This window comes from Rhizobium sp. SRDI943 (assembly GCF_057653695.1).
The window spans coordinates 738,270-751,401 of sequence record NZ_JBYGKN010000002.1 but is presented as its reverse complement, the minus strand read 5'-3'; the positions used below and the strand labels follow the sequence as shown (position 1 = coordinate 751,401).

Genomic DNA, 13,132 nt, shown 5'->3' with positions numbered 1-13,132 from the left:
CGTGCTCAGATACATTCTCTGGCGCATCGCCGCCATGGTGCCGACACTCTTCGTCATTTCGGCGCTGGTCTTCACCATCATCGAACTGCCGCCCGGCGACTTCTTCGAGAGCCAGATCGCCGAGCTGCGTGCCTCCGGCGAGACCGCCAACCTCCAGGAAATCGAGGAGATGCGCCAACAATACGGCTTCGACAAGCCGGAGATCGTGCGCTATTTCTACTGGGTCGGCGGCATGCTGCACGGCGATTTCGGCTATTCCTTCGAATACCAGCTGCCGGTCTCCGACGTGGTCGGCGATCGTCTCTGGCTGACGATGCTCGTCTCCTTCACGACGATCCTGCTCACCTGGCTGATCGCCTTTCCGATCGGCATCTATTCGGCCACGCACCAGTACAGCTGGGGTGATTACGGGCTGACGTTCCTTGGCCTGCTCGGGATCGCCGTTCCGAACTTCATGCTGGCGCTGATCCTGATGTATTTCGCCAATATCTGGTTCGGCATCTCGATCGGCCATCTGATGGACCAGCAATATATCTCGGCGCCGATGAGCTGGGAGAAGGCGCGGTCGATCCTCTCTCACCTGTGGATCCCCGTGATCATCGTCGGCACGGCCGGCACGGCCGGCATGATCCGGCGGCTGCGCGCCAACCTGCTCGACGAGATGCAGAAGCAGTATGTCGTCACCGCCCGCGCCAAGGGCCTGCCGCCGCTGAAGGCGCTGGTCAAATATCCGCTGCGCATGGCGCTCAACTTCTTCGTCGCCGATATCGGCTCGATCCTGCCGTCGATCATCTCGGGCGCCGAGATCGTCGCGATCGTGCTGTCGCTGGAAACGACGGGGCCGATGCTCATCAAGGCGCTGCAGAGCCAGGACATGTATCTGGCCGGCTCCTTCCTGATGTTCCTGGCCTTCCTCAACGTCATCGGCGTGCTGATCTCCGACATCGCGCTGGGCTTCCTTGATCCCCGCATCCGTCTGCAAGGCAGGAGCACCAAATAATGTCGCCCCTTCCCGCACCCGGCGCGCCGCTTCCGCACTACGTCTCGACCGCTCCTTTCGATCCGCTTGCGACCGAATCGATGACGTCGGCGCAATCGCGCATCCATCTCGCCTCGCAAAAGCAGCTGATGTGGTGGAAATTCAAGCAGCACAAGCTCGCCTTGATCTCCGGCATCTTTCTCGCCGCCGTCTACCTGATGATCCTGATCGTCGAGTTCCTGGCGCCCTACGGCCTGCACACGCGTAACGTCGATTTCATCCACGCGCCGCCGCAGGCCGTCCATTTCTTCGACAAGGGCAGCTTCGTCGGTCCCTTCGTCTACGGCCGCGGCATGACGCTCGATCTCGACACGCTGCACCGCGTCTATTCCGACAGGCCGAACGACGTGCAGCCGATCCGTTTCTTCTGCCGCGGCGATGCCTATAAATTCTGGGGTCTCGTCACGTCGAACTATCATCTGGTCTGCCCGGCGATCGGCGGCCAGATGTTCCTGCTCGGCACCGACCGGCTCGGCCGTGACGTGCTCTCGCGCATCCTCTACGGCGCGCGCATATCGTTGACGATCGGCCTGATCGGCATTTCGATCAGCTTCGTGCTCGGCATCGTCATCGGCGGCCTTGCCGGCTACCGCGGCGGCGTCTTCGATCTCATCGTCCAGCGCCTGATCGAAGTGCTGCAATCGCTGCCGAGCCTGCCGCTGTGGATGGCGCTGGCTGCCATCATGCCGGTGACCTGGAGCCCGATCGTCATCTATTTCGGCATCACCGTCATCCTCGGCATCATCGACTGGACGGGGCTCGCGCGCGCCGTGCGCTCCAAACTTCTGGCGCTGCGCGAGGAGGATTATGTCCAGGCCGCACAGCTGATGGGCGCCAGCACGCCGCGCATCATCGGCCGGCATCTGGTGCCGGGCTTCATGTCGCATCTCATTGCTTCGGCGACGATTTCAATCCCCGGCATGATCCTTGGGGAGACCGCGCTCTCCTTCCTCGGCCTCGGCCTTCGTCCGCCGATCACCAGCTGGGGCATTCTGCTGACCGAGGCAAAAAGCGTCAGCGTCATCGCCTTCTATCCCTGGCTGCTCTATCCGATCATTCCTGTTGTTCTTGTCATTTTGGCGTTCAACTTTCTGGGAGACGGCTTGCGTGACGCGGCAGATCCCTACAAATAGCAGGAAACGCGGCGGCGCATCACCGCACCGCCCCCACCTCTTGGCCTCCGGACGGTGGGGTTACTAACTATGTTGCTGACCCCAGAAGGGATGCCCATGTCCAGACGTCTCGAAGATGCGCGCATCCTCATGTACAGCCACGACACCTTCGGTCTCGGCCATCTGCGCCGCTGTCGCGCCATTGCCCATGCGCTGGTCGAGGATTATCGCGGCCTCAATATTCTGATCATTTCCGGTGCCACCATCGCCGGCGCCTTCGACTACCGCGCCCGTGTAGACTTCGTGAAGATCCCGAGCGTCATCAAGCTCCGCAACGGCGAATATACCTCGCTCGCCAGCCATATCGACCTGCACGAGACGCTGAAGATGCGCGAATCGAGCATTCGCCACACGGCCGAGACCTTCCAGCCCGATATCTTCATCGTCGACAAGGAGCCGATGGGACTGAAGGGTGAGGTCGAGGATACGCTCGCCTATCTCAAGGCCCGCGGCACCGTCCTGGTGCTGGGGCTGCGCGAGATCATGGACGCGCCGCATCTGCTCGAGGCCGAGTGGAAGAAGAACAGCGTCATGCAGAAGATCGACCAGTATTACGACAGCGTCTGGGTCTATGGTCCGCCGGATTTCTACGATCCGCTGATCGGCCTCGACGTCCCGGCCAGCCTGCGCCGGAAGATGGATTTCGTCGGCTTCCTGCAGCGCAGCGTCTCCAAGGGCAAGACCTCGATCAACGCCCGCAAGGACAATTACATCCTCGTCACCACAGGCGGCGGCGGCGACGGCTCCGATCTCGTTCATGACGTCATGAACGCCTACGAGGCCGATCCGACGCTGACGCAAAAGGCGCTCGTCGTGCTCGGGCCCTATATGCCGGCCGCCGAGCGCGCCAAGCTGGTGCAGAAGGGCGAAGCCATCTCCTATATCGAGGTGATCGAGTTCGACAACCACATGGAAGAGCTGATCGACGGCGCGACCGGCGTCGTTGCCATGGGCGGTTATAACACCTATTGCGAGATCCTCTCCTTCGACAAGCCGGCCCTCATCGTGCCGCGCGTCAAGCCGCGCGAAGAGCAGCTGCTGCGCGCCCTGCGGGCAAGCGAGCTCGGCCTCGTCGACATGCTGCTGCCGGATCAGTCGGTCGACCCCACGATCATGGCCGAAGCGCTGAAGCGTCTGCCTTCGCGCCAGCCGCCGTCGAAGAGCGGCGGCAATATGCGTCTCGAAGGGCTGGACCATATCTCCCAGACCGTCGGCCGTTGGATCGACGGCCGCGGCAGCCACCTTTCCCTCGTCGGCGCGGAATAGGGCACGGCCTTGCCGCCACGCCGCAAGATCCTCGTCGTGCTGAAGGGCTATCCCCGCCTTTCGGAAACCTTCATTGCCCAGGAGCTGCTCGGCCTCGAAAAGGCCGGCTTCGACCTGACGCTGATTTCCATGCGCCGGCCGACCGACAAGAAGCGCCATCCCGTGCATGAGGAGATCCGGGCGCGTGTCGTCTATCTGCCGGAATATCTGCACGAGGAGCCGATCCGCGTGCTGAAGGGCCTCATCGCCGGCCTCTCCAAACCCGGCTTCAAGGCACTGATGAAACGCTTCCTCGCCGACCTCGTGCGCGACGTCTCCCGCAACCGCTTCCGCCGCCTCGGCCAGGCGCTGGTGCTGGGGCGCGAATGGCCGGATAGGGGCGAATGGCTGCATGCCCATTTCATCCACACGCCGGCCTCGGTGACGGAATATGCCAGCATCCTCACGGGAACGCCCTGGACCTGTTCGGCGCATGCCAAGGACATATGGACGTCGCCAGACTGGGAGCTGAACGAGAAACTCGGCAGCGCCCGCTGGACCGTCACCTGCACCAGGACGGGCTACGACCATATGCGCACGCTGACGTCACGCAAGGACGCCGTGCATTTGAGTTACCACGGTCTCGATCTCGCCCGCTTCGGCCACTTTGCCGGCGAGCGTTCGGACCGGACCGGCAGCGACCCGGACGATCCGGCCTTCATCCTCAGCGTCGGCCGCGCCGTCGAAAAGAAGGGTTACGACGTGCTGCTGCGCGCACTGGCGCTGTTGCCCGCCGAGCTTCACTGGCGCATGGACCATATTGGCGGCGGCGAGGAGCTTGCGAAACTGAAGGCGCTGGCCGCCGACCTCGGGATCTCCGGCCGCATCGTCTGGAAGGGCGCCATGGCCCAGGAAGACGTGCTCGATCATTACCGCCGCGCCGACCTCTTCGCGCTTGCGTGCCGGATCGCCGCCAACGGCGACCGCGACGGCCTGCCGAACGTCCTGGTCGAGGCCTCGAGCCAGCGGCTCGTCTCCCTGTCGACCGAAGTATCCGGTGTGCCGGAACTGCTGAAGAACGGTGAAAACGGCCTCGTCGTCCCGCCAGACGACCCGGCGAAGCTCGCCGTAGCGCTGGAGGCGGCGATCCGCGACCCGGCACTGCGCAAGCGGCTCGGCGATGCCGCCGAACGCCAGGTGCGCCAATATTTCGACTATCACTCCAGCATCAGACAGCTCACCGGCCTGTTCGAGGCCGAATGGCAGAAGGCGTCATGACGGCACCGCGTATCTTCTTCTACGTCCAGCACCTGCTCGGCATCGGTCACATCGCCCGCGCCAGCCGCATCGCCAACGCGCTGATCAAGGACGGTTTCGACGTCACGGTCGTGACTGGCGGCCTGCCGGTGCCGGGCTTTCCGGGCGAAGGCGTAAAGACCGTGGCATTGCCGGCGGTCGTTGCCAGCAATGCCGGTTTCTCCGGTCTCGCCGATGCCGATGGCCGGCCGGCCGACGAGGATTTCCTCCATGCCCGCCGCCAGCTGCTACTCGATGCCTTTCATGCCGCAAGGCCCGATGTCGTCATCATCGAAGCCTTCCCGTTTGGCCGGCGACAGATGCGCTTCGAACTGCTGCCGCTGCTCGAGGCGATCGACAAGGCAGAACCGCGGCCGAAACTTCTAAGCTCGGTGCGCGACATCCTGCAGGAAAACCGCAAGGCCGGCCGCGACGCGGAGACCGCCACGCTGGTCAAGGATCATTTCGATGCCGTGCTCGTCCACGGCGATCCGGATTTCGTCAGGCTTGAGGACACCTTCCCGCTGACGTCAGAGATCGCCGACAGGCTGCGTTATACCGGCCTCGTCGCAGCCCCGCCGGCACCCGAACCGACCGAGACATTCGACATCATCGCATCGGCGGGTGGCGGCGCGGTCGGCGCCGCGCTGATCGGCGCGGCAAAAGAGGCGGCAGCGCTGCTGCCCGACGATCTTCGCTGGCTGCTGGTCGCGGGCCCGAACCTGCCTGAGGCCGATTTCGCCGCGCTGCTGGAGGGCGTGGGCCCGAATGTGACGCTGGTGCGCTTCCGCAGGGATTTTCCCTCGCTGCTTCGCGGCGCCAAGGTGTCGATCTCACAGGCAGGCTACAACACGGTCGGCGATCTCCTGCGCACCCAATGCCGGGCGATCCTCATTCCCTTCGTCGCCGGCGGCGAGACCGAGCAGACGGTGCGTGCCGAACGGCTGCAGGCGCTCGGCCTTGCCGATATCCTGCCGGAAACCGGCCTGACGGCGGGCCATGTGAAAGAGGCGGTCGAAAAGGCGCTCGCCGCTCAGCCACGGGGGCCGGTCTCGCTCGACCTCGACGGGGCGGAGAAAACCGCCTCCATCATTCGCTCCATGATTGCCGAATCCCTCGCCTAATCCAAAATTCCTGTGGTATAAGCAATGTTCCGGCGAGAATCGGCACTTTTGCAGCCGGTCCTTTCGCCTTGTTTTCATTGCGATATCGGCGGTCCGGCTGCATGATCCTGTCCTTAGAATTCCTCCCCGTCCCGGCGCCCGGATCGCGCCCCCGGAATTTCCCAGCAAGCTGACGGTTAGCCATGGAAAAAAGCCTCGCCCGCTACATCTGGAAGAACACGCGGCTGCAGCAGCTGTGGATTCTGGCTGTCGTCGCCGCCTCGATGGTGCCCTACTTCCTGTCCTTCGACCTGCCGAAGCAGATCGTCAACGGACCGATCCAGGGTGACGGCTTCGAGGGCCCGGGCGCCACGCAGACCTTCATGCATATTGCCTACGACCTGCCTCTGATCGGCCATGTCGAATTCTTTCAAGGGTTGCAGCTCAACCGCTTCCAGATGTTGATGGCCCTCAGCCTGGTGTTTCTGGCGCTGGTGGTGCTGAACGGCCTCTTCAAATTCTACATCAACACCTATAAGGGCCGGCTCGGCGAGCGCATGCTGCGCCGTATCCGCTTCGAGCTGATCGACCGGGTGCTGCGTTTTCCGCCCATTCACTTCAAGCGGGTAAAATCGGCCGAAATCGCCACCATGATCAAGGACGAGGTGGAGCCGATGGGCGGCTTCACCGGCGATGCCTTCGTCTCCCCTGCCCTTCTCGGCGGCCAGGCGATCACGGCGCTCGCCTTCATCATCGTCCAGAATTTCTGGCTCGGCATGATCGCCGCGGGCATTGTCGGCGTGCAGGCGATCGTCATTCCGCGCATGCGCAAGCGCCTGCTCGAACTCGGCCGCCAGCGGCAGCTGACGGCGCGCGAACTCTCCGGCCGCGTCGGCGAAATCGTCGAGGGCATCGGCACGATCCACGGCAACGACACATCCAACCTCGAACGCGCCGACATCGCCTCGCGGCTCGGCCGGATCTTCTCGATCCGCTACGACCTTTACCAGTGGAAGTTCCTGGTAAAATTCATCAACAATTTCCTCGCCCAGGTCACGCCTTTCCTGTTTTACGCGATCGGCGGCTATCTGGCGCTGCAGGGCCGGCTCGACATCGGCCAGCTGGTCGCCGTCATATCAGCCTACAAGGACCTGCCCGGTCCGCTGAAGGAACTGATCGATTGGGACCAGATGCGCCAGGACGTGCAGGTGAAGTACCAGCAGGTCTACGAGCAGTTCAATGTCGAGCCGCTGATCGACAGCCGCATCCAGGAACTCGCAACCGCCCCGGTCGGCGCGCTGACGGGCGCGTTCGTGGTCACCAACCTGTCGCTCTCCGACGACAGCGGCGCCCGCCTCGTCGACCACGTTTCCGTCGAGATCAAGCCGAACGAGACGGTGGCGATCGTCGGGCCGAACGGCAGCGGCGCGGAAGCCTTCGCCGAAGCGCTCGGCCGCATGGTCTGGCCGGACTCCGGCCGCATCACCATCGACGGCCGCGATCTCCTCGAGATGCCGGAATCGATCACCGGCCGGCGCATCTCCTATGCCTCGTCCGACACCTTCTTCTTCCACGGCACGCTCGCCAGCAATCTGCTCTACGGCCTGAAGCATGCGCCGATGACCGATCCCGTTTACGACGAGCGGGAAGCGCTGGAGTATAAATGGCATTCCGCCGAGGCGGAGAAGGCCGGCAACCCGACGCTCGACCTCAACAGCGACTGGGTGGACTACAAGGCCGCCGGCGCCAGCGGGCCCGAGGACATTCTAAAAGCGATCCGCCCGGTGCTCGACGCCGTGCTGATCTCGCAGGACATCCTCGATCTGGCGCTGCGCTCGACCGTCAACACCGACGTGCATGTGGCGCTCGGCGACCACGTCGTGGCGCTACGCGCCTCGCTCAGGGACCGGCTGCGCGACGAGGGGCTCGACACCATCGTCGTGCCATTCGATTTCGATGCCTATAACGCCCAGGCGACGGTCGGCGAGAACCTGCTCTTCGGCACGATGAAGCGGCCTTTGATGACCAACCGCAGGCTTGCCGCGCATCCCTATTTCCAGCAGCTCTTCCGTGAGACCGGGCTTAGCACCGATCTCTACGACATGGGCCTCGAGATCGCCGAGAACGCGGTGGAACTCTTCCACGACCTGCCACCGGACCATCCTTTCTTCCAGCAGCTGACCTTCATGACGGCCGACGACATTCCGACCTACCAGGCGCTGCTGCAGAAGCTGCAAAGCCGCCGCTTCGAGGACGCCACGCCCGAGGAGCGTTCGGCCATCATCCGGCTGAGTTTTGCCTATATCGAGCCGCGCCACCGCTTCGGCTTGCTGACGAACGAGCTGATGGACAAGATCGTCAGCGCCCGCAAGCAGTTCCACGAGCATATTCCGGCCGATCTTGCCGAGCTGATCGAGCGCTACGATGCCGAGCGTTTCACCCCGTCGGCAAGCCTAATGGACAATGTGCTGTTCGGCCGTATCGCCTATCAGCAGGCTGACGCCTCCGACCGCCTCCGCGGCATCATGGGCGAACTCTTCGATGCGCTCGATCTTTATGACGACGTGCTGTCGATCGGCCTCGAATTCGACGTCGGCTCCGGCGGCAAACGGCTGACCATGGTGCAGCGGCAGAAGCTGAACCTGGCCCGCGCACTGTTGAAGCGCTCGGATTATTTCATCTTCAACCGGCCGCTGTCGGCGCTCGACCAGCGCGTTCAGGATCAGATCACCCGCAACATCATCGAGAACCTGCACGAGGAAGGCCATCGGCCGGCGATCATCTGGGTGCTCTCCAATGCCCGGCTGGCGGAGATGTTCGACCGGATCCTGCTCTTCGACCGCGGCGGATTGGCGGAAGCCGGAAACTTTCCGGAACTTTCCGAGAAAAACGGGATGTTCAAGGAACTGTTATCGTAATATTCTATAGGGGCGGCGATGGTGGGTGTTCCCGATGGGAACGCCTCGGAGTTTGAAGGTGCCTGGTCCTGTGGACCCTGCATCAGGGGATTGAAACGCTCATGCTGTTGAGAGACGAAGTCGAAATGCTGCGAAGGGTGCCGATCTTTTCAAGGATCGCGCCAGCAAAGCTCAAGCTTTTGGCCTTTACCTCCGATCGCATGACCTACAAGGCCGGACAGGACCTCTTCCATCAGGGCGATGTCGGTGATGCCGCCTATGTCATCCTCACGGGTACGGCCGATATCGTCGTCGCCTCGCCGGCGGGCGAGATCAAGGTCGCAGATGTCGAACCCAATTCCATCGTCGGCGAAATCGCCATTCTCTGCGATGTCTCGCGCACGGCAACGGTGCGCGCCACCTCGCCGCTCGAAGTGCTGCGCATCAGCAAGGAGCACTTTCTGAAGCTGCTCAGCGATTTTCCGGAGATGGCCGTGGAAATCATGCGGGTGCTGGCCGACCGTCTGAACCACACCACGGCGGAACTGACCGCGGCCCGGGCGGCGAAACAGCCGCAAATGGCGCAGTAAAAACGCATTCAGCGTTTCGGCGGCCATTGCTCGGCACCATGGAGAAGGCGCAAAATTTCTACCTTCTGTGCGTTTCTGTCGATGCGATGGATCAGCAGAAATGCAGTGCGCGGAATGACCAATTCCCGCGTTCCGTCGAGACGGCCACCGCGTCCTGCTTCGGGATGATCGCCAAGTATTTGGGCTTGATGTCGGATGACATCATCCAATGCGATTGCAGCCTTTGGATTTTCAGCAAAGATGTGCCGGATCTGACCTTCCCGATCCAGGAGAGCCTGCTGCAGCCATTTGACGATCAAGAAGCCTTATCTCCGGATTCCAACTGCGCGAACAGTTCGGCCCGAAGCTTGTCCATTCGCTCTTCGGCCTCCTGCGCACTTATCCAGACAGCGTTCGGATCATCGGCTTCCCGGATCGCCTCCTCGACCTGTTTGCGGAACCACTTGTCGTATTCCGCCGCCTTATGAGTACGACGCAGAGCCGCGGCCCGATCCGGCCGCGATGCAATCCCCGGAGCATAATCGGCCGCGTCGACATCGAACCGCGAGATGCCGACATCCTTGAGATAAGACACCAAGGTATCCATGCGCTTGAACACGCGCACCTGCCGGCTGCGTTGGGCGGCAAGCGGGCGCTCGGCCTTGCCGTATCGGATGACGACGGACCAGCCGCCGGTCTTGCCAACGACATGCACGGCATCGACCGATCCTGCTTCGACAAGGCGCGAAAGGGTCGAATGATCGATGGTTTCCGCGGTCATGGCATATCCTCGTTCAGGCCGATAAGGATATGCATTTAATTATAGATTGCAATGCATTCAATAATTAGAACCGCGCTGCCCGAAAACGAAAGCCTGCATGTTTTTCCATGCAGGCCGGTATGCAAGTCCGTCTATTCGCGCTGTTCCAGTGCCCTGCTGAAGGCGAGGGCTGCAAGCGTGCAGATGGCGCCGGACAGCAGGTAGTAGCCGACGAAGGTCAGGCCGAAGCGGCTGGAAAGGCTGAGCGCCACCAGCGGCGCAAAACCGGCGCCGATCAACCAGGCAAGATCCGAGGTGAAGGCTGCACCCGTATAGCGATAGCCGCGGCCAAAGCGGGACGAGATCGAGCCCGTCGCCTGGCCGAAGGAAAGGCCGAGCACGCCGAAGCCGATGATGACGAAAGCGTCATGGCCGCTATTGCCGGATGCAATCAGGCTCGGCCCGATAAAGCTGAAGACGGCGATGATGACGGCGCAGATTGCAAGCTGGGCGCGCCGGCCGATACGGTCGGCGATCAGGCCCGAGGCGATGATGGTGATGATGCCGACCGCGGCGCCGACCACCTGCACCACCATGAAGGCGCCGATCGGCTGGTTGCCGTAAAGGCTCATCCAGCCGAGCGGGAAGATGGTGACGAGGTGGAACATGGCAAAACTCGCGAGCGGCACGAAGGCGCCGATCAGGATGTCGCGGCCGTGAACGCGTAGCACATCGAGGATGGGGGCTGCTTCCAGCTCGTGCTGTTCCAGCAGCGTGCCGAATTCCTTGGTCATGACGAGGCGCAACCGCGCAAACAGTGCCACGACGTTGATCGCGAAGGCGACGAAGAAGGGATACCGCCAGCCCCAGGAGAGGAAATCCTCACTGGAAAGATTGGCGACGAAATAACCGAACAGGGTGCTGGCCAGCGCAAAGCCGATCGGCGCACCGAGCTGCGGGATCATCGCATACCAGCCGCGGTGCTTGGCCGGCGCGTTGAGCGCAAGCAGCGAGGCAAGGCCGTCCCAGGCGCCGCCGAGCGCGAAGCCCTGGCCGAGACGGAAAAGCGCCAGCAATGCGATCGACCAGGCGCCGATCTCCTCGTAACCCGGCAGGAAGGCGATCGAGGCGGTGGAGCCGCCGAGCAGGAAGAGCGCGATCGTCAGCTTGGTGCCACGGCCGTACAGCCGGTCGATCGTCATGAAGACGACCGAGCCGACGGGGCGGGCCAGGAAGGCCAGCGAGAAGATGGCGAAGGAATAGAGCGTACCCGTCAGCCGGTCCGGCGCGAAGGGGAAGATCAGCTGTGGAAAGACCAGGACCGAAGCGAGGCCGTAAACGAAGAAATCGAAGAATTCCGACATGCGACCGATCACCACGCCGATGGCGATACTACCAGGCGAAACCGGTTTGTCGTCGTGAATGCGCCGCGCGTCGCGTTCCAGCGACGACGACGATGGTCCATAATTCGATGTTGTAGCCATAAAACGCCTCCCTCGTTGAAGCGCTTTCGGCAAGGCGCCTCAGCCTGATCTTGATCAAACCTGCAGGCTTATCAAGTCCGTAAGACGTAAATAGTTCATCATGGCGGCTCAAAATGAGGCGTGGGCGGAAAAAATAGCGTGATCCGACCGGCGATTTTCGGATGGGAACGCTGGCATGGCCGGCTCTGGCGGATATATTGATTGAAACATGCGCTCGCCAAAGAATCCTTCTTGAATTCATCAGGATTTCAAAGCTGTAGTGCAACACGATTTATGCCGCGATGCGGCATGCTTGCTGCACTGCGACCAAACACCTCATGTCGCTATCAGGTCCAGTGCGTTAGTCGCGGAACGAACGAAACAACAAGAGCTTAGAGACGTGCTAAAACTCGTGAAGTTTTCCCGCCTTCTATCCGTCTTGCCGCTGCTTTTCCTGGCAGGATGCAACATGGTGGTCATGGCGCCATCAGGCGACATCGCCGCGCAACAGCGCGATCTCATCGTCATCTCGACGGTGCTGATGCTTTTGATCATCATCCCGGTGATCTTCCTGACGCTGTTCTTCGCCTGGCGCTACCGCCGCTCCAATACGGCCGCCACCTACGCGCCGGAATGGCACCATTCGACCCGCCTCGAAATCGTGATCTGGGCAGCGCCGCTGGCGATCATCATCGCGCTCGGCGCCGTGACCTGGATTTCCACCCATAAGCTCGATCCCTACCGCCCGCTCGACCGCCTCGATGCGGAGCGCGCCATTCCGGCCGATATCAAGCCGTTGAACGTCGAGGTCGTGGCGCTCGACTGGAAGTGGCTGTTCTTCTATCCCGATCTCGGCATCGCCACCGTCAACGAACTCGCTGCCCCGGTCGACATGCCGATCAATTTCAAGATCACTGCCTCCTCGGTGATGAATTCCTTCTATATCCCTGCCCTGGCCGGCCAGATCTATGCGATGCCCGGCATGGAGACGAAGCTGCACGCCGTCATCAACAAGCAAGGCGAATATGAGGGCTTCTCCGCCAATTACAGCGGAAGCGGCTTCTCGCACATGCGCTTCAAGTTCCACGGCCTTACCCAAGAGGGCTTTGACGCCTGGGTGGCGCAGGTCAAGCAGCAGGGCACGATGCTCAACCGCGACGCCTATCTGAAGCTCGAGAAGCCGAGCGAAAAGGAGCCGGTGCGTTATTATGCCGGCGCCGATGCCGACCTTTACAACGCCATCCTCAACATGTGCGCCGCTCCGGGCAAGATGTGCATGAACGAGATGATGCATATCGACATGATGGGCGGCGGCGGCAAGGAAAGTGCCGAGAACCGCGAGAAGCTGCGATACGACGACCGTCATGCCGACGAAGGCATCGTGGCGCCTGCCGCCACCGTGCCGGCGACCGGGGCTCCGGCACGCAGCGAGCCCGCCGAGCGGACCGACGGCAACAACATGCAGCACGACATGCCCGGCATGCCTAGCACGCCCGGAATGGACATGCAGCACGAGGGTCATTCCATGCCCGGCATGAGCAATGGCGCCGATCCGGCGCCGGCGCAGCTCAACAATAACAATTAACCT

Annotated in this window: 11 protein-coding genes; 8 read left to right on the top strand and 3 right to left on the bottom strand. The window is 62.2% G+C overall.

The genetic code is table 11. The annotated features are described in order from the left end of the window. Position 1 precedes the first annotated feature (1 nt). From AC245Y_RS27595 to AC245Y_RS27565, 7 genes are all read left to right on the top strand, one after another. Complete coding sequence (locus AC245Y_RS27595; RefSeq protein ID WP_003553525.1) at positions 2–1,000, top strand: ABC transporter permease; 999 nt, start codon at positions 2–4, stop codon at positions 998–1,000. After that, the gene (locus AC245Y_RS27590; protein WP_003553523.1) at positions 1,000–2,172 is read left to right on the top strand and encodes an ABC transporter permease; all 1,173 of its coding nucleotides are present in this window, start codon (positions 1,000–1,002) and stop codon (positions 2,170–2,172) included. Before AC245Y_RS27595 ends, AC245Y_RS27590 begins: the two co-directional genes overlap by 1 nt. Positions 2,173–2,268: 96 nt before the next feature. Next, complete coding sequence (locus AC245Y_RS27585; RefSeq protein WP_003553521.1) at positions 2,269–3,477, top strand: glycosyltransferase family protein; 1,209 nt, start codon at positions 2,269–2,271, stop codon at positions 3,475–3,477. A gap of 9 nt (positions 3,478–3,486) precedes the next feature. Continuing rightward, positions 3,487–4,734 (top strand): glycosyltransferase, encoded by a 1,248-nt coding sequence (locus AC245Y_RS27580; RefSeq protein WP_017996824.1) that lies wholly within the window; start codon positions 3,487–3,489, stop codon positions 4,732–4,734. Further along, positions 4,731–5,876, top strand: a complete 1,146-nt coding sequence (locus AC245Y_RS27575; protein ID WP_026157657.1) for a glycosyltransferase family protein — start codon at positions 4,731–4,733, stop codon at positions 5,874–5,876. Before AC245Y_RS27580 ends, AC245Y_RS27575 begins: the two co-directional genes overlap by 4 nt. A gap of 182 nt (positions 5,877–6,058) precedes the next feature. Beyond that, positions 6,059–8,773 (top strand): ABC transporter transmembrane domain-containing protein, encoded by a 2,715-nt coding sequence (locus AC245Y_RS27570; protein WP_012763549.1) that lies wholly within the window; start codon positions 6,059–6,061, stop codon positions 8,771–8,773. Between the two features lie 101 nt (positions 8,774–8,874). Next, positions 8,875–9,342 (top strand): cyclic nucleotide-binding domain-containing protein, encoded by a 468-nt coding sequence (locus tag AC245Y_RS27565; protein ID WP_012763550.1) that lies wholly within the window; start codon positions 8,875–8,877, stop codon positions 9,340–9,342. Positions 9,343–9,350: 8 nt separating this feature from the next. On the opposite strand, the gene AC245Y_RS27560 is transcribed toward AC245Y_RS27565, so the two are convergent. The 3 genes from AC245Y_RS27560 to AC245Y_RS27550 all read right to left on the bottom strand — a co-directional run bounded on the left by AC245Y_RS27560 (position 9,351) and on the right by AC245Y_RS27550 (position 11,565). Continuing rightward, entirely contained in the window at positions 9,351–9,641 is a 291-nt protein-coding gene (locus tag AC245Y_RS27560; protein ID WP_017996826.1) for a type II toxin-antitoxin system RelE/ParE family toxin, read from the bottom strand. Next, entirely contained in the window at positions 9,638–10,102 is a 465-nt protein-coding gene (locus tag AC245Y_RS27555; RefSeq protein ID WP_017996827.1) for a hypothetical protein, read from the bottom strand. Before AC245Y_RS27555 ends, AC245Y_RS27560 begins: the two co-directional genes overlap by 4 nt. Before the next feature lie 131 nt (positions 10,103–10,233). Further along, the gene (locus tag AC245Y_RS27550; RefSeq protein ID WP_003553508.1) at positions 10,234–11,565 is read right to left on the bottom strand and encodes an MFS transporter; all 1,332 of its coding nucleotides are present in this window, start codon (positions 11,563–11,565) and stop codon (positions 10,234–10,236) included. A 379-nt stretch (positions 11,566–11,944) separates the two neighbouring features. On the opposite strand from AC245Y_RS27550, the gene cyoA reads away from it, so the two are divergent. Then, the gene (gene cyoA / locus AC245Y_RS27545; RefSeq protein WP_017996828.1) at positions 11,945–13,129 is read left to right on the top strand and encodes a ubiquinol oxidase subunit II; all 1,185 of its coding nucleotides are present in this window, start codon (positions 11,945–11,947) and stop codon (positions 13,127–13,129) included. The last annotated feature ends 3 nt before the right edge of the window (positions 13,130–13,132 follow it).

Coding starts and splice junctions, on each gene's coding strand:
- AC245Y_RS27590 (WP_003553523.1), top strand. CDS start 1,000: ATGTCGCCCCTTCCCGCACCCGGCGCGCCGCTTCCGCACTACGTCTCG.
- AC245Y_RS27585 (WP_003553521.1), top strand. CDS start 2,269: ATGTCCAGACGTCTCGAAGATGCGCGCATCCTCATGTACAGCCACGAC.
- AC245Y_RS27575 (WP_026157657.1), top strand. CDS start 4,731: ATGACGGCACCGCGTATCTTCTTCTACGTCCAGCACCTGCTCGGCATC.
- AC245Y_RS27570 (WP_012763549.1), top strand. CDS start 6,059: ATGGAAAAAAGCCTCGCCCGCTACATCTGGAAGAACACGCGGCTGCAG.
- AC245Y_RS27565 (WP_012763550.1), top strand. CDS start 8,875: ATGCTGTTGAGAGACGAAGTCGAAATGCTGCGAAGGGTGCCGATCTTT.
- AC245Y_RS27555 (WP_017996827.1), bottom strand. CDS start 10,102: ATGACCGCGGAAACCATCGATCATTCGACCCTTTCGCGCCTTGTCGAA.
- AC245Y_RS27550 (WP_003553508.1), bottom strand. CDS start 11,565: ATGGCTACAACATCGAATTATGGACCATCGTCGTCGTCGCTGGAACGC.